Annotated in this window: 14 protein-coding genes; 11 read left to right on the top strand and 3 right to left on the bottom strand. The window is 46.3% G+C overall.

All coding sequences use genetic code 11. The features are described from left to right. Positions 1-107: 107 nt before the first annotated feature. From GLV97_RS00780 to GLV97_RS00750, 7 genes are read left to right on the top strand one after another with little or no spacing between them, the layout of a single operon-like run. Positions 108-863 (top strand): YveK family protein, encoded by a 756-nt coding sequence (locus tag GLV97_RS00780; RefSeq protein ID WP_160888720.1) that lies wholly within the window; start codon positions 108-110, stop codon positions 861-863. After that, complete coding sequence (locus GLV97_RS00775) at positions 856-1,503, top strand: CpsD/CapB family tyrosine-protein kinase (RefSeq protein WP_160888719.1); 648 nt, start codon at positions 856-858, stop codon at positions 1,501-1,503. The genes GLV97_RS00780 and GLV97_RS00775 overlap by 8 nt, the downstream gene beginning before the upstream one ends. A 20-nt stretch (positions 1,504-1,523) precedes the next feature. Continuing rightward, positions 1,524-2,984: an oligosaccharide flippase family protein gene (locus GLV97_RS00770; RefSeq protein WP_160888718.1), complete on the top strand. Its 1,461-nt coding sequence runs from the start codon at positions 1,524-1,526 to the stop codon at positions 2,982-2,984. Then, on the top strand, positions 2,974-4,218 hold the full coding sequence (locus GLV97_RS00765; RefSeq protein WP_160888717.1) for an O-antigen ligase family protein: 1,245 nt from the start codon (positions 2,974-2,976) through the stop codon (positions 4,216-4,218). Before GLV97_RS00770 ends, GLV97_RS00765 begins: the two co-directional genes overlap by 11 nt. A gap of 13 nt (positions 4,219-4,231) precedes the next feature. Further along, the gene (locus tag GLV97_RS00760) at positions 4,232-5,326 is read left to right on the top strand and encodes a glycosyltransferase family 4 protein (RefSeq protein ID WP_160888716.1); all 1,095 of its coding nucleotides are present in this window, start codon (positions 4,232-4,234) and stop codon (positions 5,324-5,326) included. Positions 5,327-5,355: 29 nt separating this feature from the next. Further along, a complete protein-coding gene (locus GLV97_RS00755; RefSeq protein ID WP_160888715.1) occupies positions 5,356-6,621 on the top strand; it encodes an exopolysaccharide biosynthesis polyprenyl glycosylphosphotransferase in 1,266 nt (421 codons plus the stop codon). Between the two features lie 21 nt (positions 6,622-6,642). Further along, positions 6,643-7,410: a glycosyltransferase family 2 protein gene (locus GLV97_RS00750; RefSeq protein ID WP_160888714.1), complete on the top strand. Its 768-nt coding sequence runs from the start codon at positions 6,643-6,645 to the stop codon at positions 7,408-7,410. 595 nt (positions 7,411-8,005) lie between these two features. On the opposite strand, the gene GLV97_RS00745 is transcribed toward GLV97_RS00750, so the two are convergent. The 3 genes from GLV97_RS00745 to GLV97_RS00735 are packed head-to-tail and all read right to left on the bottom strand — an operon-like array spanning position 8,006 to position 12,087. Continuing rightward, the gene (locus GLV97_RS00745) at positions 8,006-9,115 is read right to left on the bottom strand and encodes a glycosyl hydrolase family 8 (RefSeq protein WP_160888713.1); all 1,110 of its coding nucleotides are present in this window, start codon (positions 9,113-9,115) and stop codon (positions 8,006-8,008) included. Beyond that, positions 9,093-10,373, bottom strand: a complete 1,281-nt coding sequence (locus GLV97_RS00740; protein WP_160841845.1) for a glycosyltransferase family 2 protein — start codon at positions 10,371-10,373, stop codon at positions 9,093-9,095. The genes GLV97_RS00745 and GLV97_RS00740 overlap by 23 nt, the downstream gene beginning before the upstream one ends. Beyond that, a complete protein-coding gene (locus GLV97_RS00735) occupies positions 10,366-12,087 on the bottom strand; it encodes a DUF2334 domain-containing protein (protein WP_160888712.1) in 1,722 nt (573 codons plus the stop codon). Before GLV97_RS00735 ends, GLV97_RS00740 begins: the two co-directional genes overlap by 8 nt. An 819-nt stretch (positions 12,088-12,906) precedes the next feature. Between GLV97_RS00735 and GLV97_RS00730 the strand changes: the two genes are divergently transcribed. From GLV97_RS00730 to GLV97_RS00715, 4 genes are all read left to right on the top strand, one after another. Beyond that, on the top strand, positions 12,907-13,677 hold the full coding sequence (locus GLV97_RS00730) for a tyrosine-protein phosphatase (RefSeq protein WP_160888711.1): 771 nt from the start codon (positions 12,907-12,909) through the stop codon (positions 13,675-13,677). Positions 13,678-13,874: 197 nt separating this feature from the next. Next, on the top strand, positions 13,875-15,941 hold the full coding sequence (locus GLV97_RS00725) for a S8 family serine peptidase (RefSeq protein ID WP_160888710.1): 2,067 nt from the start codon (positions 13,875-13,877) through the stop codon (positions 15,939-15,941). Positions 15,942-16,095: 154 nt separating this feature from the next. After that, positions 16,096-16,500: a GNAT family N-acetyltransferase gene (locus GLV97_RS00720; protein WP_160841849.1), complete on the top strand. Its 405-nt coding sequence runs from the start codon at positions 16,096-16,098 to the stop codon at positions 16,498-16,500. Positions 16,501-16,727: 227 nt separating this feature from the next. Continuing rightward, complete coding sequence (locus GLV97_RS00715; protein WP_160888709.1) at positions 16,728-21,017, top strand: cell wall-binding repeat-containing protein; 4,290 nt, start codon at positions 16,728-16,730, stop codon at positions 21,015-21,017. Positions 21,018-21,851 lie beyond the last annotated feature (834 nt).

Raw genomic sequence — 21,851 nt, 5'->3', positions numbered from 1 at the left:
GCAGGCGGGGACGCGCTGTTTCTGAGATCACGATAGTGAAGGAGGAGAAACCAAAGGTATAAAGGATAGGGACTAAAACGACATATCTTTTTCTGGTGGAGGTCATTATGGAAGAAAACATGGATATTAAACGTTTCCTTGCTGTTCTTAAGCGCCGGATCGTGACGGTTATTCTGGTGAGCAGCTGCTTGTTTCTTTTAGCCTGTGCGGTTACATTTTTCGTTATGAAGCCCACGTACGAATCGGTGGAAAACCTTGTTGTAGGGAAATTGAATAAGGAAGACTCGGAATACGGAGAATCCAAGGATTTGAGCATGCTTCTTGCTTCGACGATCGACATCGTCCAAAGTCCGAATGTTCTGAATGCCGTCAGCCGGGAATTCAATATTCCGTATGATGAATTGAAAGAACAGATTGTTGTGAAGAATTCCCAGGACTCTCAGGTTGTCAGTATTCTTGTGAGAGGCGAGGATCCGGAAGAGGTTAGTAAAATAGCAAACTATACGGCCTTGACCACCGTTCAGAAGATGAATGATTTGTTTGAAGTGAAAGATATCCTCGTCCTCAATGAGTCTTCCGGTGAAAACCGCGGGGAAGAGGTCGGCAGCCGGTTCGTTAATTTAGCGATCGGACTTGTCGTTGGTTTGCTGGCGGGTATTGGAGGAGCAGTCGTGAAAGACCATCTGGATGGATCGGTCCAATCGGCTGCTCAAATAGAGAAGGAGATAGGAGTCAGGAGTCTCGGTGAGGTGAATCTCAGGAAAAAGCTGCCGGGAAGAAAAATCCATAAGAAACATAGAGGGAAAGAGCCGCTGAGAGTCGTGGACGAAGAGAAAGAGAAAAGAGGTGAAATGAGTGTTTAAAGCAGGTGATAAAAACGCGAAGAACCTCTCTAAGGCTGTGTTGGATGAGCGCTATGTCAGTACCGAACAAATTCGGATGATCCAGCTGCGTGTTCAACACTTCATGGGGAAAGACACCGTCAACATCATGGTGACTTCAGCTGATGATAAAGTGAAAAAATCACTGCTTGCCGTCAAATTGTCCATGGCGATGGCTGAGCAGGGGAAAAAGGTTCTCCTTGTCGATATGGATACGGGGAAACCGAGTATTCACCGATGGTTTGGGGAAAGCAACCGCTCCGGATGGGCCGAGGCGGTCTACGGTGGTAAAAAAGCAGGCGGGTTGATACAGGATACTTTCCAACCCGGCCTTTACACTCTGATGGCAGGGAACGGCAGATATGGTCTGCAGGATGTGCTGCTCCTTGAAGAGGTGAAAAGGACAGCAGCTGAATGCCGGAAGCATTTCGATTTAGTGATTTACCATGCCCCATCGTACAGGTCCTCCGCGGATGCCCAGCTGGTCGTTCACGAGTGTGATGGTGTGATTATTACGGCGAAGACCGGAAAAACGAAAACAGCTGACCTCCTGTTAACGAGGAAGGAAATAGAGAAAGCAGGGAATCAGGTGTTTGGTGTGATTTTACAGACAGGCGGATAGATAAGAGAGGAGGAAGGGCCGTGAACAAAAAGAAAAATTCCATTATGGCCAACATTGCACACCTCTTTTACAGTACCATTCTATCGAGCCTGCTGAATGCCGGCGCCCTTGTCGTCCTTGCTTCCTATCTTCAAGCCTATCACTATGGATTGTTTAGTGTGACTCTTGCTTTCGCCATGATCATGGGATACTTCACAGATGCTGGTTTAAGCGGTGTGGTCCTTCGTGAAGGAGCAAAAGAAAAAGTGGATCAGAATGTTCTGGTGACCTCTTTTATCAAGCTGCGGATCCTTCTGTTGTTCCTTACGTTTGTCCTTGGTCTTACGTTGATTTATTTCATGAACAGGGATCATACGGAGCTGCTGGTTACTGCGGTCGTTTTGATTCTCCCTATGGTGAGCGGTTTAGCTATGCAGAGCATCGGAACGACGTTCTTTCAAATGAGAGAGAAAATGCATATGAGTGGTGTGATCCGGATGACTTCTGCCTTTTGTCTGGTGACCTCCATGACTGTGGGAATCTTTTTGGAACTGCCGCCTCTCTGGATGACGGCGCTTTACGGCGCCTCTTATTTATCGGCTGGACTGCTGAGCGTCCTTCTCGTTATCAAGCATGTAACGATTCGTTTTACGCTGCCTTTCCACAAAGGATTGATGAAGAACTTAGGGGCCTTTACCCTGGGAGGATTGTTGTTCGTTATGCTTCCCCACCTGGGGCCGATCCTTTTGGAAAAGACGATTCCGCTCGCTGCCGTCGGTTTGTTCGCTGTCGCCTACCGGATTCCACAGGCTCTGCAGCAGGTCCCGTTCATTGTAGCGGGGGCTTATTATCCGGTGTTATTCAAAGCGTATCAAAGGAATAACCTGGGGGAACACCTGCATCTGCATGTCACTCAGGTTAAGATTATGAGTCTTGCCGGGATGATGATGACCATTCCCTTTTTTTATCTATCCCCGTTCATCATCGAGCTTCTTTTTGGTCCGGAATGGGCCGGAGCCGCCACTCCGCTGAAGATCATGTCGCTGATGCTCACGGTACAGGCGGTGAATATAGCGGTTGCCGATGGATTAACAACGATGGAAAAGCAGACATCGAGGACGGTTGTACAATTGACGGCCGTTATTATCGGGGCCGGTTTATATACCGGTTTAAGCCTTTCCTTTGGTGTGACAGGAGCCGCATGGGCCGGCGTGAGTATCGAGGTTGCGGCTTTAATGGGATTCTGGATTTGTTCACCGGTTCGCATGGTCTTATTGAAAAAGTCTATCTTTCCGTATCTTTCCTACTTCATCGTCACGCTGGTTGTTTTGGAACAGCTGGCTTTCCCGTCATTTTTCAACGCAGCCATTCATCTTCTTCTTGTCATGGCACTGCCTGTGATGGATGCTGACCTTCGCTCCAAGCTGATCAAGGTGGGCGGAAAGGTATGGAATCGATATACAAAAAGAAGGATGAAAGAGGAAGTGAATCATGGATCATAATCTGACGCAGCCTGCCAGAGGACATGTGAAAACCGTATTCTTCCTCATTCTCTTTGTCACGTTTGCAAACTTTTATTTGTATATAGGATTCGCCTTGAAACCTTACATGCTTTTCTGTTTTTTATATCTGGTTTTTTCCTTGAAATTCTTCCGTTTGTACCCGGTGCAGCTTTTTGAAAGTGCTCTCTTCTGTTTTTATCTGTGCTATGCCTTTTCCGGAGTATTTGCTTTATATCCGATGTCCAGTGTGAGAATATCTGTCGGCATATTGATCTACCTTGTATGTTATTTCATTATGAAATCCATGCTGGGGCGGGCGCAGACAGGGGCGGTCCATAAAGGATTGGCTTGGACAGGTGTCATCTTCAACCTATGCAGCCTTCTCTTCTATGTGGCCGGCATGCAGAAAGCCGGGTTCAATTTTGACAGGGAAGGAGAGAGGATTACCGTCTATGGCTTAATGATTGATCGGGATTACCCTCGTTTGATCGGTCTGCTGCAGGATCCCAATTTCTTTGTCTTTTATAATACGCTCTTTTTTGCTTTCTATTTGTGTAATCCGAGAGGTCTGCTTAATAAAACGGGTTTAATGCTGTGCATTACGGCGAATCTCCTCACGTTCTCGCGCGGGGGCCTGCTGGTCATGCTTGTCCTGTTCCTGATTTACGGGATCATCCATCATCCGCTGAAGCAGTTGAAGATGGTCCTTGGTGCGGGATTGTCCATGGCATTTCTCTCTTACGTGCTCGTCATTTACTTCAAATTCGATTTGTATGGAATCCTGGAATCCCGCATGGAAGATTTCGGCGAAGATGGCGGAAGCGGACGTTTTGAATTATGGGGAAAAGCGTGGGGGTATTTTGAGGATCATATCGTAACAGGGATCGGCGCCTTTAACTTTCCGGACTACAATGCGTACGAGTACGGGGAATCCTTATCTGTCCATAATACATTTCTGGATATATTATCAGAGTCCGGGCTGGCGGGGATGTTCCTGTATCTTCTGTTTATTCTTCTACTATTCTATCAGCTGGTTCAGAAAAAGGTGTACAAAGAACGCCCCTATCTATTCCTGACGTTCATCGGACTGCTGCTTCAAATGGCTTTTTTATCTGTAATTATTAATGACATGTTCTTCTTATACCTGGCTTTGGTTTCCACTTATCTGCACAAAAGGACAAATGCAGCTGTGAATGAGGGAGTCGGGAGCCCTGTAGATCGGAGAGCTTCCTAATGGAGGGATGGAAATGAACGTATTGTTGCTGACGGACAAGTTGATCGTCGGTGGAGCAGAAACATATTTTTGTAAGCTGGAAAATCATTTAGCCCACAGGAATCTTACCTTCTATTACGGAGCAGCGGAGGGAGAACTTCAAAGCCGGCTCCTGCATCAAGACAAGTTTGTGAAGTTGACAAGGCACTCTCACAGGAGGAATTACAGGACACTTTCGCGCTTCATAAAGAAGCATGCGATCAAGGTCATCCACGCGAACAGTCTGCGCATGCTGGGATACGGAATCTTATTGAAGCATTTCTGTAAGTGGGATATCCAATTGGTCTATACGAAACACAATGTCACTATTCTCGAAAAAAAGATGCCCTTTCTTTTCACGAAACTTTTAAACACGTATGTAAAACGGATCATTACAGTAAGCCAGTTTGAAAGGGATTCGCTGGTCATGCTCGGGGTCAACCCGCAGCGGATTCAGACGATCCACAACGGAGTTGATCTCCAACAATTCCCTTTAAAAAAAGCCGGACAGGCATCTCCCATCCATGTAGGCATTCTCGCACGTCTATCAGATGAAAAAAATCACGAACTGTTCATTGAAATAGCAGAAAAAATGAAGGATGACAAACCGTTCCGCTTTTTCATCGGAGGCGACGGGCCCGAGAAGGACCATCTGCAGCAGCTGATCACCCATAAAAGGCTGGATGATCATGTGGTCATGTGTGGGGAGATCAAGGATCCGGAAGCCTTCATTAAAGATATGGATGTCATGCTGGTCACTTCGAAAAGAGAAGTATTTCCAATGGTTGTAATTGAGTCCATGGCTGTCGGAACCCCGGTGGTTTCCATCGATCGTGGAGGAATCAAAGAAGCTGTCAGGGATGGTGTGACAGGCCACCTGATTCCCCGGCACTCGGCTGACTTATTCAAGGAAAAAATCACGCAGTTGTTTTCGAATCCCAGGCTGCAGAGTCACATCGTAAAAAACTCCAGAGAGCGGGTGGAACAGGATTTTTCCCTTGATCAGATGGTTAAAAAAACACTTCAGGAATATTTGTTCATTGCAGAAGAAACGAAAAAAATTTCCTCTGTCGTTCTTAATAAAGAATAAAAATTCTCTAAGGTGAAGGTGGGTAAAGCATGGATTTCATGACTCCATATGGATGGTTCGTTACAGCGGTTTGTTTTAGCGCTGCCCTTGTGATTTTCGGACTTGTGTTGTATATCAAGTCAACGGTTTTCCCTGTATCCCGCAGCTTGAGGATCCTTCCTCTGAAGCCAATAGGATGGATGACGGGTGCTGTCGTTCTCTTTCTGTTGAATATAAGCGTATTAACAGAAGCTCCTTCTCTTTCGAACGTTCAACGCGTGTTGCTTACGCTCGTTCTCCAGACAGGTGTGCTTCTCCTGATTCTTCCTGTTTTTGGACCAGCAGGAAAAACGCGAAAACACACCCGCGTCCTCTTTATTGGTGAGGATCCCTTTTCGGCTGGACATTTCTTTCATGAAAATACGAGAGATGAATTGTTCTCCTTTGTCGAAGATGCTGATGAGGCATTCTTCAGCCGCCAGAAGGACGCCTTTGATCGAGTCGTGATCGATCATACGATTCCTTCGAATAAGAAAGTGGAGTTGACGAACCTTGCTTTGAAGTATGACAAAGATATTTTTATTATTCCTGAGCTTTATGATCTCGGTGTTCATCAGGCGAAGACGGGATATGCCGGTGATTTCATGGTTTTTACGATTAAACCCTTTCAAATGACGACTCTCCAGAAGATCTTGAAAAGAGGGATGGATCTCTTGTTATCTGCATCCTTACTTCTAATAACAAGTCCTGTCCTGGCTGTGCTGACGATTCTCATCCCGCTCACTTCCAAAGGACCTGCTTTTTATAAACAGGAAAGGCTGGGGATGAATGAAAGACCGTTTTCCATTTATAAGTTCAGAAGTATGGTGGTGGATGCCGAGAAGCACAGTGGGCCGGTGCTTGCCCGAGATAAGGATCCGCGGATTACGCCGGTAGGGGCAGTCTTACGGGCAGCCCGGCTGGATGAACTGCCTCAGCTTTTCAATGTACTCAAAGGAGATATGAGTCTCATTGGCCCAAGACCGGAACGTGATTACTTTGTCAAACAGTTCAAGAAAGAAAACGAGGAATACCGTTACCGGTTTAAAGTCAAACCGGGGATCACCGGGCTGGCCCAGGTGTATGGGAAGTACACCACTTCTCCTCTTAATAAGCTTCGCTTTGATCTGACTTATGTGAGGAAATACAGTATTCTGCTGGACATCAAGGTGTTACTCCTGACAATCAAAGTCATTTTCCAGCGTGATCAAGCCCGGGGCGTGGAAGTCACAGATGCGAAAATGAAGCGCATCGATAAAAAGCAGGCCATTCATTAATCATGAATAGGAGGTTGAGCAATGATGAGCAATGACACGGTGAGTATCATTACGCCTGCCTATCATGCGGCAGGTCATATTATGGAAACCATTCGAACGGTTCAGCATCAAACCTATACCGATTGGGAAATGATTATCGTCGATGACTGCTCCCGGGATGAAACTGTATCCATCGTGAGAAAAGCACAGGAAGAAGACGATCGAATCCGGTTGATCTGCCTGCATGAAAACAAAGGTCCCGCCTACGCCAGGAACCGGGCGATTGAATCAGCCCGGGGAAGATATCTTGCCTTTTTAGACAGCGATGATTTATGGATGCCCGAGAAGCTTGAAAAGCAGCTTTCCTTTATGAAAAACAGGCATGCTGCTTTCAGCTTCACAGCCTATAAGATGATGAAAGAAAGCGGGGAAGAGACCAGCCTTATTTTCAAGGCACCGAGTGAAGTCCGCTACAAAGACCTTTTGAAGAACACTTCGATTGGAACATTGACGGTGATGTTGGACCGCCGCAGGTTCGGATCCATCCGGATGCCCCTTTACAGAGATTGCTCAGAAGATTACGGCTTATGGCTGATGCTGTTATCCTCAGGGTCAACGGCTTATGGATTAAATGAGCCTCTGGCTTTCTACAGGAAGTGCAGCGATTCTTTGTCCAGCAACAAATGGAAATCTGCCAAAAAGACGTGGAATACGTACCGGAAAGTAAAAGGGATCAATGGTGTGCGTTCCCTTTGGTATTTTATGAATTATACGGTTCATGGAGTGAAGAAGCACTTTCGTCCTGTCTAAACAGGCCCTCAAAGTGGAGGGATTGCAGGTATGAAGAGCCGGCACAGGCACAGAATGGAAATAACCAGATTTCTGTGCCGCTGCTATTATTTTTGTTGTAATCGGTCACCGTAACCACGATAGGCATTGATTTCTTCTTTGTTGTTACAGGGTTTATGATTGATTCCTTGTGTTTCATATTTTCCCCTGGTTCCGACAGGGTGTCTTCTTCAAAAGGAACCCTCTTTTCCTTCTTCACCATTCTCCAGTTTAAGTGTCTCCGGGTCGTTGGACTTTATTGGGTGATTCTATATCTTTTTTGCTTTCTTCCTTTATAAGCTCATACGTGCTGGACAGGCTTCTCATTCCTGGTGATCGTTTTATCCACAATCTGCAGGAGAAGGCTGTAAGGGCCTGTGTAGAACAGATCCCCATGTCCCTCTTCTCTTGAAAATGTACAGATGAAAAAAGCTGCCGAGAAAGTCCTCGGCAGCTTTTTTCAATTCCTGGTGTTCCGAACAGCTGGGGCAGAGCGGCCGTGAACAATCCAGAGCAGAAGCTTTACCCTGGATGAGCAGGCATTCCTCCATCCTGCCGTCGAACGAAGACGTCCGCATTAAATCCATCCAGTATGTTTCAGTTTTTCAATGGCTAATAAAGGAACGAGGTTGTCAAAAATGTGGGTGTTTCCTTCATGGATGGAATACCCACCGCGGTAACTCATATGGTTGGAGCGGAACGCCGTCATACGATCATAAGCCTTTAGAGCCAGCTCTTTATCCTCCAGCTGGATGGCGTACATGATTAAGAATCCGTAAACCGCTGGAGATTCATATTTTACGACAGGCTCAAAGTCAGAGGGGTTGTACCTTCCATAGAGAACACCGTTCTGCTCCATTTCTTCTTTAATGAATGAAATCAAAGCGTTGGATGGCAGTCCCAGCTGTGCCCGGTTATTGGCGGTGATCATCTGGTCGATCATGTTGATTTCCTCATCGTAGGAAAATGAATCTTTTTCGACACTGTAGGCCTTTGGATAGAAGACGTTCTTTGGTTCTGCCTCTTCCAGCACATCGATGGTCGTATCATATACGTCTGGATCAATGTGCCCCTGCTGACGGAGGAGGTCTATCCCCTCCACATCAATATAAGAGAGGGTGAGGGAATGGGCTGTTCCTCCGCTGGACTGATCCGAATAATCGACAAGGGTGGACTGGTATGTCAAGGACCGGCTGATATAGCTGCCGGCCTGTTCTGCTGTGTCCGTGTACTTTGTCTTGTTCCATTGATCTCCTGCAGCATATAACGCCTTTACAATTCTTAAGTCATCCACTAAAGCATTGACAGGTACCCCGGGGCTGCCGGAAGAGTCGATTTTCCAATAGATCAATCCTTCCTCATCCATAAAGTAATCCACAAGTAATTGATACTGTTCTTCAAATAACGACTCCTTTCCAGCTTCGACGGCATAAAGGAGCAGAAAGCCCATCGATTCAGATAAGCTTTCCCGCCCCTGTACTTCATCAGAATCCAGAGCGGTTTCCGGTTTCATATAGGTGGCAGGTGTGTGGTTATCGTTGGTTAAGGATGTTTTCAGGAAGGTGAGGGTATCCTGATTATCTTCATTTCCGTAAATGAGTCTCCCTCCTATGATGACCAAAAGGATCACGGACATCCATACGGCCGTTTTCTTCCCCTTATCTTTAAGATGCTGAACGGTTTTCATTCGTCTGTTTACCTTGGAATCGCTGTGTTTTATACCATTTCACTTCCTGTTTGAATAGAATGCGTTTCGCCTCAAGGAAGGACGCGTAGACGACGAGGATGATCCAGAGCTGGGAGTAGGTGAAATACATAAACAGGACCACAGCAAAGTTCTTCCACGTCAATTGTCCTCTTTCGAAGCTGAGGCTGAGTGTCACCTCTGTGACGAAAAGCAGGAACCCGAGCACGAGAAGGACATAAGAGACCATTCCCATAGATAAATTCAGATCCCAGAATAGATTCATAATGAAGATCGAGTGGGAAATCATGACGCCGCCAAAGAATAAGAGATAAGTGAACAGAAAATAGACGAGGTCGATCACGATCTTCTTTTTCTCCAGCTTATGAAGGGAGAACAAGTATTTGAAAATGACATATTCATTCCCACGCGCCCACCGGGTCCGCTGTTTCCACCAAACCTTTAATACTTCAGGTTCCTGTTCCCAGGTGATCGCCGCTGGGAAGAAGCGGATGTGATAGCCCAGATTGTACACGCGGAAACTCAGTTCGGTATCTTCGGATAAGGCTTTCTCATCCCATCCGCCGAGTTTTTCAAGGATTGACCTCCGAATCGCAAAGTTTGTACCTGGGATGGTAGCCATTTTGAACCAGAACCATCGTCCGGCCTGAGCAAGCCATTGGAAGGTAATGGTCTCGATATTGATCAGACGGGTAAGCAGGTTTTTGTTTCCATTGGTCACACGGAACTTACCGACGACGGCCCCGGCTTTGGCATCGTTCTCAATGCCGAGCGCCAGATAGCGGACTGCATCCGGTTCCGGAGTGTTATCGGCATCATAGACGACAATTACTTCGCCTGTCGATTTCTTTAATCCCTGGTTCAACGCCCCGGACTTTCCTTTTCCAGCATGCGGGGGTTTCGTATGCAGCGCCTTGATTCTTGGGTGCTGTTTGGCGTAGGCATCAACGATTTCGCCTGTCGCATCACTGGAATTATCATTGACGACGATGACTTCAATTTTGTCTTCTGGATAATTGAGGTTCAGCATCGCCTTCATCGTTTCTTCAATTACCATTTCTTCGTTGTGAGCAGGTATCAGAACACTGACGGACGGGTAATGGAAAGGTTTCTTCTCCCATCGATCCTTTGTCCGGCGGTATTCAATGGAATGTCGATAGCCGCCCTGCATAAGGAACATATGATAGAACAGCATGGCCCATATAAGGAAAAGGGAGATATAGAGAAGAATATCAGCCAACTTGATCACTCCGTTCGTTTTGGGTTAGGCGTCTGTAGGAAACAAATGTGTAAAAACAGAACAGCATTACACTGAGAGAGCTGACTCCCACCATCGTCCACGTCACCTTATCTGCTGTATTTTGAACAAAATAATGAAAAAGGGTTTTCGATTCCGTGAATAATTGGAACGTATTCTTATTTACATTCACGTTTCCATCCGCGGCTGTAATGGTGACTTCGTCGGACTGGACCTTTGTATTTTCTTCTTTCAAGTCGATCCATTCAATCGGCCTATCCTTCAGTCCATCTATCACTTCTGACAGACGTTCGGCCCCGAGATAAGGATGATAGAAGAACGAGACCATGCCGTCTCTTACCATCATCTGCTGTTCGGCCTTCTGGATAATCTCATCCGCTGCCTGTTTGTTATCGGGTTCCACGTAGCCCAGCGTTTCCGGCAGAACGGTCATTCCATGTGTGAACGAAGGAGAGGTGCTGTAGGGAGCACTGTCCATGACCTGCCAGTTTTCGTCGGATAGCTGCATCTGTCCCACATAGGTGGAAAAGAATTCAGATGCGATTTCGTATCCGTGCTGGGACATCGTGTAGTGGGGGGCTTCAAAGGCAAGGGGATAAAGCCCGAACCCGGTAAGCTCCTGTATTCCTTTGTTTAGTTTTGTTTCCGTATAGTCCCTTTCAAAATCTTTGAGTTCTGCCATATAGTCCTCATAAGCGTCCCTCGTGTGGAAATCATCGGGTCTTTTTATCGGAGAAGGATCACGGCCTTCTTTATAAATAGGCGTATTGTTTTCGACATCCCAAAATTCAAACCCTTCCCCTGTCTCTGAGGCACGGTACTGGTGGGTGTAACCATGCAGAACCACGGAACCGCCATTCTCTTGTAGATATTGAATAACTTCCAAGGTCTCCGGATAATCAGAGAAGTGGGACCTTCTTCCAGTTTCGGGATCTGTATATACAGGGATGACCGCCATCATAAAAGGAATGTCGTTCTCGATCAGAACCTCTCCTGTTTCTTTTAGTTTTTCAGGATCCACGAGCGGATGAATATCTTCAAGACGGATGTATCCCGGGTGGCTCTCCTCATGAGAGCTTTGGTATATGTCATGAAGCACATCTCCGAACAGTGTGGATACAGGGGAGATGACGTCAGGAGACGCTGCGTAATAAGCGCCGTTTTCTTCCATCACTAATGGCTTGGCTTTTTTTCCACCTTCCGCCCAGGCGAGCACTTCTATTTCCTCATTTACAGGAACGGTGAATACAGACTGGAGAGGGATTTTTATTTTTTCTTCCTTTTCCCCATCAAGATACATAAAGTTGAAGTTGGATAACTTAGGTGATGCTTCAAAGCTGAAATGGTCTTTGAATTGATTCTGATTGTGCCCGATGACAGTCAGTGTGCCCTCATAAGAATCCATGGATGCCAGAAAGGAGTCGGGGAGCTGCTCATTCCGGCTCCCGTAATAAAAGATATGAGTGGTATCTTTCGTATCGTCCGGCTGAAATTCAGAGACATGGACGAAATCGATGTTTTTTGTGAAATGGCTCAAAAGCATGTCCAATTTACGTTCGTCTTCGTCCACTTGATGGTTCACAGATGAATAAACCACCAGGGTTTTCTTATCTTCTGCTGCAGGTTCAGCAGATACCGGACCTGTACTGGCGAATACCATCAGGAGAGCACATAAGACGATCAGGTATTTCTTCATGTTTGCACCTCTTTAAAGAATGTTTGTTATTTATAAAGAACGAAAGGGTATATTAAACCTCATCCTCCCGTCGTTTTCTGGTCGAAACCAAATACGACAGACCGATGACGACACTGGAAAGACTAATCCCGGTTATTATGGGTATCCATTCCATATTAAATGCAACCTCCCACTTTCTTGATGTTGGTTTTTCGACGCTGACTTCTGCTGCTGCTTCCCTCAGGGCCATGCATAGGAACTGGAGGATTCTTTAAGGCAATAGGAACTCCTCCCTCTGACTTATTCTTTATAAAGAACGTACAACAAATTACAAAAGATTACAAGAAGTATATCGATTTATGCGGTAAATGATGGAATAATGAACATTTAGACTCATATACAGCAGTTAAATGCTGGTTTGGTGCGGTTTGTGGAGTGTTATTAAAGCAAAGAGGATCTGGTTATATCCTTATTATATAGGGGGGCGGTAGGGTAGATCCATCACCCTGTGTTCTTAATTGAGAAATGAGAAGAACTGTATAGGATATATCTTTTTTCTGGAAATTGTTTTAATGTTCGAATTTCTATAAATAAACAAAAATGGAAGATAAATTAAGTAATATAGAGATATAGACACTTATAATGTACGAATTAAATAATAAATGGAGAATGCGGTTAAAAATAGAGGAAAATCATCCTTTATTCCAGAGGTTCCCCTGTATTATACTGGATATAGTTCTCAATAATGAACGTTTATGGAAGCCTCCAGCTTCTTTTATTTTTATCCAATCGTTTCCTTTAAAGAATGATTCTTCTATAAAACGTAGAGAGGTGAGAGGTATGATTGATTTGAACTGCAAAATCCTCCCTGGAACAGGGGATGGGCCGGAATCCATGCAGGGGAGTCTGGCAATGGCGCAGAAAGCTTCCGACCAAGGGGTGGAAACGATAGTTGCCGCTCCGCGCTTTCAATTTGAGAGAGGACCGAGGGAAGTTAAACTCCAGTGTGAAGAACTGAACAAGGAGTTATTTGATCAGGGCATCGAGGTGCGTATCCTCCCCGGACATGAAGTTAAGGTTTATGGCGAACTTGTCGATGATCTGAAGAATGGGTACATTATACCGATGAATGAAAAAACTCCATACATTTACGTGGTGTTCTCCAATAAGGACATCCCGCACTATGCCAAGCAGGTGCTTTATGATATGCAGCTGGAAGGGTATATTCCGGTTATTGTTCACCCTGAACAGAACCAGGTATTCCAGCAGCAGCCTGATCTCCTTTATCAATTTGTGAAAAATGGGGCAGTCACTCAAGTATCAGCAGCCAGTTTAGCGAATAAGCAGGGAAAACCGTCTCAAAAGCTTGCGCTGCAGATGATCCGCCATAACCTGGCCCACGTTGTGGCCTCCCACGCTGTGGATGATAAGAAGAAAGGCTTTTTCTTAAGGCAGGCGTATGATAAGATCCAAAAATCTTTCGGCTCCGACGTGATGTATCAGTTTATGGAAAATGCACATGTCCTTCTTGATGGGGAAATGGTTTATACAGATCCACCGGAACGGATGAAAACGAAAAAGACGCTTGGGATTTTTCCCTTTCAATCGTAAACGCTGGACTTGAGACGTCCAGCGTTTTATTTATGTCCTGTAAGATCATGACCATATCAAAATATAAGGAAAGCGTACATCATCGTCCTAAAGTCAATATTTAAAAAAGGTCCATCCCCATGTAAACTAAAGGGAGGATTCGGGCATTTGAGGACTAACCCTACCGGATTCTCTACTACATAAAAAGGAGTCCATATATGAACAGGAACTACGTACGATCTATTATTTCTGTGGCAGTCATGTTTGTGATGTTCAGTTTAATGATACCGGTGATCCACGCGGAGGAAAAAGAGCAGGTTCACTTCATTGTGAAGTATAAAGAGGAAGTCACCTCCCAGTCAGGGGAAAAGTCCTTCCCGGTCGATGTGGTTCCGGTTGATAAAGATCAGGCAGAAAAGAAACAGAAGGAACTAAAAGAAGATCCCGATGTGGAATACATAGAAACAGATGTAAAAGTATATGCCCAGGGGGACGTTCCCGACGACCCTTTTTACCCTGATCAGAAAAAGACCTTCGATGCCGTCCATGCAGAAGAATCGTGGATGGACTATAAAAAGGTATCAGAGGAGGATCCGGTCGTTGCGGTTATTGATTCCGGGATGAGTCTCAACCATCCGGACCTGGAAGGCCAATTGATCCAAGGAACAAATATTCTCGAACCATCGGAATCCCCGGAAGACACCTTTGGTCATGGTACTCATGTGGCCGGGCTGATTGGAGCTGTCACAAGTAATCACCTTGGCGTTTCTTCCTTATCCAGAGGGGATGTTCAAATGATGCCGGTGAAGGTGATGGAGGCTGAGTCCGGGAATTTGTCCGACGTCATTGAAGGGATTGACTACGCTGTCGAGCAAGGCGTGGATATCATCAATTTAAGTCTGGGAACTTACGTATATCGTACTGCCCTTGCCGATGCCATTGAATATGCCAGGCAGGAAGGCGTCATCGTCGTTGCTGCTGCAGGGAATGATGACCGCGAAAAAGCTTTGTATCCTGCAGCTTTGGATCAGGTCATTTCTGTCGGAAGTTATGACTTGGAAGATAACGAAAAAGCTTCTTTTTCCAATTATGGCCCTGAAGTTGATGTGATTACACCGGGGACAGACCTGTATAGTACGTATCTCGATGATGGATATAAGAGAATGGGCGGAACGAGTATGTCCTCTGGTCATGTGAGTGCGCTTGCGGCTTTAGTTGAAAACCATGCGCCCTATTTAGAAGCGGAGCAGGTGCAGCGGTTGATTGTGGATGGCGCGGAAACTGCAGCCAGTACATATGAACTGGGAGAGGGAATGATTAATGCGGAAAAGACGCTTAATCAAGTTCGTGATTACCAGCGGATCTCAGGAGCTGCTTCCGTCGAAACGTCCACGGCCATCTCTAAAAAAGGATGGGACGCTCTGGAAGAAGAAACGCTCACCATTGATGGGGAGAAAGAGCAGGGGAAATTTGTGATTCTCGCTACGGGAAAAGATTTTCCGGATAGTCTTGCAGCTTCCCCCCTCGCCTCTTATTTAAACAGTCCCGTTCTATTAGAAAGGCGAAGTGATCTATCATCTTCCATTAAAGAGGAATTGGACCGGCTGAACGCCACGGATGTCATCATTATCGGAGGAGATGTGGCTGTTTCCGCTGATGTAGAGAACGATGTAGAAAACGAAGGCTATGATGTTCACCGGATCAAGGGGTCTGACAGGTATGAGACAGCCGTGGCCGTGAACAAATTGATTCCTTATGAGACGAATAAAGGCTTTGTCGTATCAGGACAGGAATTTCCGGACGCTCTATCGGCTTCAGCGTACAGCGGAGTAAAGCAGTATCCTATTTTATATGTGAAACAGGATGAAATCCCGGAAGTCGTCCAAACGTATATGGAAGAGGAAGGGATTACTAAGAATTATATTGTTGGAGGGACCCAGCCGATCTCAGAAAAGGTCGCCTCCACTCTTCCCGATGCCCATCCCCTCCGCGTTTCAGGGAAAAACCGCTATGAGACCAATAAGGCTATGCACCGGACCTTCGGCCGTGCATCAGCTGAGACGCTTTATTTTTCAACAGGTCAGAACTTCCCGGATGCGATGGCCGCCGCGCCTCTTGCTGTAAAGACAGCAAGTCCGATTATTTTGACTAACGAAAGATATGCACCTGTAACAGCGGACAGCATCCGACTATTTAAGGACCGATCCAGTTATTACATCATTGGAGGCACTTACCCCGTCCCAGCCGAACATGCGTGGGAGATTGATGATATTTTTTACCGGTAATTCATAATAGGAAGAAAGTCGGTTTTTAGACAGGGACGACTTTCTTTTTATGCAGAGTTTTTCATGGGTCAAAAGTGTGAATCTGTGGGTGTTTTCACAATTAAGAGCTGGCGACCCATGGAACAAAATTAGATCAATGAAAGAGGGTTCTTTTATGGAAATCTCCTATACTGATAATATGGAAAATATGACGAAAGAAAACCTTCAGCAATTATTTCTCTCTGTAGAATGGGAGTCAGGAAAGTACCCTGAAGAAGTGTTGGAGGCTGTTAAAGGATCTCATTCTTGTATCACAGCTTGGGATGGAGATCAGTTAATTGGATTAGTGAATGCCTTGTCCGATGGCGTATTGACCGCCTATTTCCATTATGTGTTAATCCACCCGGACTACCAGGGCAGAGGCATAGGGAAAGGCATGATGGACCGCATGCTTCATCGTTATAAAGGTTACCAGACGAAGGTATTGATCGCCTATCCGAACGTCGTCGAGTTTTACGGAAAACTGGGCTTTGAGGAAGAAGATGGAACAACGCCTTTGTTCATCTCAGACCTCATGTAGCTGTATTTATTCACATGCATGATTTTTCATAGGAAATATGGATGGACCCGGTGATTTCACCGGGTTTTTTACTTGTCTAAAATATTCTAAATTGAGCGAATATTCATTGACGATTTTCGGGGTATAACGTACAATCTAATTTGTAATATTTTGAAATATTTATGAAAAAAAGGAGGCATAGAGGTTTTTATTGGTTGACCAATATCATAGGGAGGTCATTTACTTTGGTGGCTGAGAAAAACAAAAAGAACGTGAAAAAGAAGGCGTTGTCTGTTTTAGCCAGTGCGGCTATCGTTGCGTCTTCGTTTGCAGGGATTGGTACATATGGAGCGGCCGGGGTTCAGGCAGAAACAAAAGCGGCGAAGTCTTTTAATACGTTAATGAATTATGATGAAGTCGTTTCCCTGGCTAACAGTTCGGATTCAAAACAAGAGCTGGTCATTATCGGTAATGGTAAGACAGATGCGACGAAGCAGCTGGAAGAGCTGGGTGTCAAAGTCATCCAGAACCACAAAAACTATGGCTATCTGGCTGAAGTACCGACAAATAAAATCCTTGATATCGTGAAGCTTGACTCGGTTCGTACAGTAGGGGAGAACCAGGAGCTTGAGCTTGCTCCCGTCAATCCTGATGAGTTGAACACGGATGGGCAGGATGAGGTGGATCAAGACGCTGTGGTTGAGCCGGATCAGCTGGAAACCCACCCATCTACTGGAGTAGACGGATTCCACGATAAATTCAGCGGCGAAGGTGTCCGTATCGGAATCATTGACTCTGGTCCAGACCCAGGGCACGAATCCTTCACTAATCTTCCTGAAGTCGATGAGGATGCGGAAGAAACTTCAGAGGAAGTATTTGAAGAAACGAGAAAATACGGCAGCTCCCATATTACAGATGTGCGGGACTACACGATTTCCAATGAATTCATAGACCGTCCTTACGCAGCTGAGGAGCGTTATTCCAGCTACAAGGAATATACGGGTCAGAACGCCAACTATCTGGCGGAAGGGGATGTTCCATTCTTTGATGAGTTTGAAGAAGGGGACACCATCTACGAAGGTATTTTCAAGACGGAGGGGATTGACTCTCCGGATGATAAGCTGTACTACGGAGAAACCTGGTTTGAAGCCAAGGCCGACCTTAACGGGGATGGTGAGTCTGGAGAGGCATTCGGTGACTGGTTCCCTGTCCTTCTAGCAGGGGATGAAGTCTATGTGGATACAGACTTTGATTTTGACTTTACAGATGAGACAGCTTATAAGGAAGGCGAAACGGGTACTTTTGACATCGATCCTTCCGATGATGTAGCAGGTGCGAACTTCCGTGTAAACAACTTGGAAGAGCAAAAGCTATTAAACAATGAAACTCAGGAATTCGATGCTGTGAAGAAGGTCAACTTGTTTACAGACTTCAACGGTCACGGTTCCCACGTTGCCGGAATTTCAGCAGCCAATGGGCCGCTGAAATCCAATGCAACAGGGGCGGTAGCCGGTGAAGGTGTGGCTCCGGAAGCTGAGCTTGTCGGTCTTCGTGTGTTCAAAGAAGAAGGCGGAGCTTATACGTGGAGCATTCAACGTGCGATGATTGACGCTGCCCTGCCGGAATCAGAAGGTGGATTCGGTGTCGATGTCGCCAACTTGAGCCTTGGCTCTCTGCCTGATTTGAATGATGGCGGCGGAAGCTACGGCGAGTTGATGACACTGCTCAGCGATCAATACGATATTGTTTTTGTTACTTCTGCAGGTAACAGCGGACCGGGAATTGATACGGTCGGTTCACCTGGGGACGTAGCCAGCGTCATTTCTGTTGGTGCGCACATTGATGAGCAGATGTGGGCGAAGGAATACGGCGCCTATCCTTACGGTAAAGATGAGGACGGCAACCCACTTGAAGGGGACGGCCTCTGGTACTTCTCCTCTGTAGGACCGAATGAAGCCGGAGATCAAAAACCGGATATCGTAGGTCCTGGGTCTGCCTATGCGGCCCAGCCTGTCCACCAGTTCCCGGAAGGTCAAGCGTATGATGTGCTTCAGGGTACAAGTATGTCAGCACCACACGTCGCCGGGGCTGTAGCTTTGCTTAAATCAGCTGCAGAGAAAGACCGTCTGCCGTTCAATTATGAACTGGCCCGTGAAGCACTTGTGCAGACAGCGGACAAACTGGACGGTTATAACCGGGCTCAGGAAGGTCAGGGACTGATCAATGTTCCAGCTGCCTACGAGTACATGAGAGATAATTTCGTCAACGACGTTGAAAATGTCGATGTGACGGTATTCCACGGGGAGAAAATTTCCGGCGGACCTGGATTGTATGTCCGTAACAAAGATATCCCGGAAACCGTCGAAGTTTTGATTGAGAACCCGGGTGATGAAGCGAAGACTCTTGATATTTCTGCTTCCCACGACTGGTTTACGCCATCCGTTGATGAAGTCAAACTCGGCGCAGGAGAATATGAGTATATTGATGTCGAGTATGATGCATCCAAGCTGGAAACAGGCGTGAACGCAGGGAACTTAATCATTGATGATGCTTCTACACCTTATGTCGAAGCAAGAAGTGCTCAGACAATCATCACTGGCTATGAGTTTACGAAAGAAAACAAACACCGCTTCAGAACGACAGACGAAGTGCAGTCTTCCCAGACAAAAGGCTACACCTTCGACGTTGATTCCGGTGTCAGTGAACTACGCTTCTCCTTGAATGCTCTGAAGGAAAGTGGAGAATTCCAGGGTCGTGTCCGTATGCTTGTGTTCAATCCAGATGGCACACAGGTGAATGAGTTTGTTGGATATGCCGGATACGGTGGGCTGGATGTGGAAGATGTGGTTGTTCCATCTCCGAAAGCCGGCGTATGGGAAGTCCATGTTTATGGAACGATTGCTCCTGAAGAAGGTAAGGAAATGAACAAGTATACCTTAGACGCTGTCGCCCAGGATGTTGTCAGCGAGCCGGGAAGCATCGATCTTGGTAAAGTCGGTTCTTCTGAAACCTTCGAAAAAGAAGTATCCTTTACCAACTACATGAAAGAAGCGGCTAACGTGAAGTTTGAAACGGTCGGCTTCAGCGGCCCTATTAACAAAACCATCGAAGGAACCGTCACTCAGGAAGTCGACGAAATCCCGAATGATGGTGATTTGATTGATGTTGAAATCAAAAACAATGTCTCCTTGAGCGTAGATGTGGCTCCTGCTGAGCCGGTGGATCTGGATCTGTTCCTATTCAATGAAGAAGGCGAAGAGGTCGCATCCAGTGCTTCCAGCTCCAATGATGAAGCTTTCACGGTAACAGGTCTTCCTGATGGAAACTACCAGATTGCTGTGGATTACTTCGGTACAGGTTCTGCTTCTGTTGATTACACATTGAACATGACGGAAGAGAAACTTCTATCCTATAATTCTGATGAAAAAGGAGAGGGATCCGTTACAACAGATGCCAAAGCTACTAAACTAGGCGTCGGCGAAACGGTGGACGTTCCTCTTTCCATCACGACTCCAGAGCAGCCGATCAAAGGCTATGCCGGCTTGTACATGGTTGATGCCGATACAGATGAAGTGCTTGACCTTGTACCAGTTACAACGGATGCGGACGTCGTCAATGTCCTTTCCGGTAAAACACGTGAAGGTACAGCGCTTGATATTTCCCAGGACCTCTATCCGGATGGCGGTGCAGATACTGTTGTCGTAACGACCGCTTATAACTTCCCGGATGCCTTGTCTGCCGGACCGATGGCTTCTGCTGCAGAAGCACCGGTTATCCCTGTCAACAGAGATGGGAAGCTGAGCAAGGAAGCGCTGAAAGAAATTGACCGCCTTGGTGCGGAAAACGTTTATCTTGTCGGTGGTGAAGGCGTCGTTTCCCCTGATGTCTTCGCTCAGTTGAATACGATCAGCATTGCTTCTGATCAAATTGAGCGGGTTTCCGGTGATACACGTTACAGCACGAACCTTGAGATTGTAGAAAAACTGCAGAACGACTTTGATTTTGAAGGAAACGGTGTATTCCTTGCCACAGGTAAAAACTATGCGGATGCTTTGAGTGCTGCTTCCATCGCAGGTGCTGAGGGCATGCCGATTGTACTGACGAACGGCAAGGATCTATCCGACGAAGCTCTGGCTGTCCTTGAAAATGAAGACGTTTATGTAGTCGGTGGAACAGGCGTCATTTCTGATGAGGTCGCTGACCAGGCGAAGGAAGTCGCTGTTTCCGTGGAGCGCCTGTCCGGTGCGAACCGTTACGGCACCCTCGTCAGCATTTTGAAAGAGTTCGAGCCGAATGCAACCAATCTATTTGCCGCAAGCGGACGTAACTATCCGGATGCCCTTGCATCTGCACCGCTTGTAACAGGTAAAGACGGTATGCTCCTGCTTGTTCAGCCTGATGATCTTCCAAAAGAGGTGGATGCGTACTTAACGAAGTATGTGTACACTCATGATATCTCTTCTGTCACTGTTCTCGGCGGCGATGCTGCGGTAGGACCGGAAGCGAAAGAAGATCTACAGAACAAAGTAACCAAATAAGCTGTTTTAAAAGAACCCTCCATACTGGAGGGTTTTTTTAATGGAAAAGCTCTGTTATGGATTGGTGTTGTTATTTAACATGTCAGCTCCTATCATCCTTTTCTGTCTTGGGATTTTTATAAGGCTGCCTTGGGAATGACTCCCTTTCCGTGGGGTACCTTGAGCCTCCTCAGGCATCGCCTTCCGGGGTCTCAAGATGTACCTTCATCCGACAGGAGTCTCGCCATTCCCAAGGCCGCCTCTGCAAAGAAGGGTAGTTAGAAAGGGCATAACCGAAGTCCGTTACACCACTACGAAAGGGATGGCAGGGAAAACAGGTAGACTCCTGCGGGAAAAAGGAACAAGGTGAGACCCCGGAGAACGAAGTTCGAGGAGGCTCATCGTTCCCCGCGGAAAGCGGACGGTTTTCCCTGCCATCCCATGCTCTGAGTAAACAACGGACCGGACACCTGATTCCAGATGGAGACGATTTAGTAATCGTTTAAAATATCAACAACAGACTTTAACAGAGCTAATGGAAAAAAATACTTGAGGTCCCTTGGACCTGCTTCGGCTGCGCGTAATGGTCACATTGCGCTTATCGGCAAATCTTCAGCTCGTGCAGGCGGTTCCTACGCGGAAAGGCCAGGGGGAGCACCTGAAGGTCCGGAAAATCATGTAGTTTCTATCTATGAGGGAAGCATCTTTTATACCGGCATTAACTTCATTATATTTCCATGGTAAAAATTTGTAGTACAATCTTCCTGCTTCCTCCGACCAAAATCCTATCAAACTATGTTGTTTTTTGTGAAAATATGTTGACAGCGTTTTCAGAAAGCGCTATAGTGTTAGTAA

Origin of the sequence: Halobacillus litoralis (genome assembly GCF_009856355.1) — a bacterium.
Taxonomy (GTDB): Bacteria; Bacillota; Bacilli; order Bacillales; family Halobacillaceae; genus Halobacillus; species Halobacillus litoralis_B.
This window is presented reverse-complemented; position numbering and strand designations above follow the sequence as displayed.

Coding starts and splice junctions, on each gene's coding strand:
- GLV97_RS00720 (WP_160841849.1), top strand. CDS start 16,096: ATGGAAATCTCCTATACTGATAATATGGAAAATATGACGAAAGAAAAC.
- GLV97_RS00760 (WP_160888716.1), top strand. CDS start 4,232: ATGAACGTATTGTTGCTGACGGACAAGTTGATCGTCGGTGGAGCAGAA.
- GLV97_RS00750 (WP_160888714.1), top strand. CDS start 6,643: ATGATGAGCAATGACACGGTGAGTATCATTACGCCTGCCTATCATGCG.
- GLV97_RS00780 (WP_160888720.1), top strand. CDS start 108: ATGGAAGAAAACATGGATATTAAACGTTTCCTTGCTGTTCTTAAGCGC.
- GLV97_RS00745 (WP_160888713.1), bottom strand. CDS start 9,115: ATGAAAACCGTTCAGCATCTTAAAGATAAGGGGAAGAAAACGGCCGTA.
- GLV97_RS00755 (WP_160888715.1), top strand. CDS start 5,356: ATGGATTTCATGACTCCATATGGATGGTTCGTTACAGCGGTTTGTTTT.
- GLV97_RS00765 (WP_160888717.1), top strand. CDS start 2,974: ATGGATCATAATCTGACGCAGCCTGCCAGAGGACATGTGAAAACCGTA.
- GLV97_RS00735 (WP_160888712.1), bottom strand. CDS start 12,087: ATGAAGAAATACCTGATCGTCTTATGTGCTCTCCTGATGGTATTCGCC.
- GLV97_RS00730 (WP_160888711.1), top strand. CDS start 12,907: ATGATTGATTTGAACTGCAAAATCCTCCCTGGAACAGGGGATGGGCCG.
- GLV97_RS00725 (WP_160888710.1), top strand. CDS start 13,875: ATGAACAGGAACTACGTACGATCTATTATTTCTGTGGCAGTCATGTTT.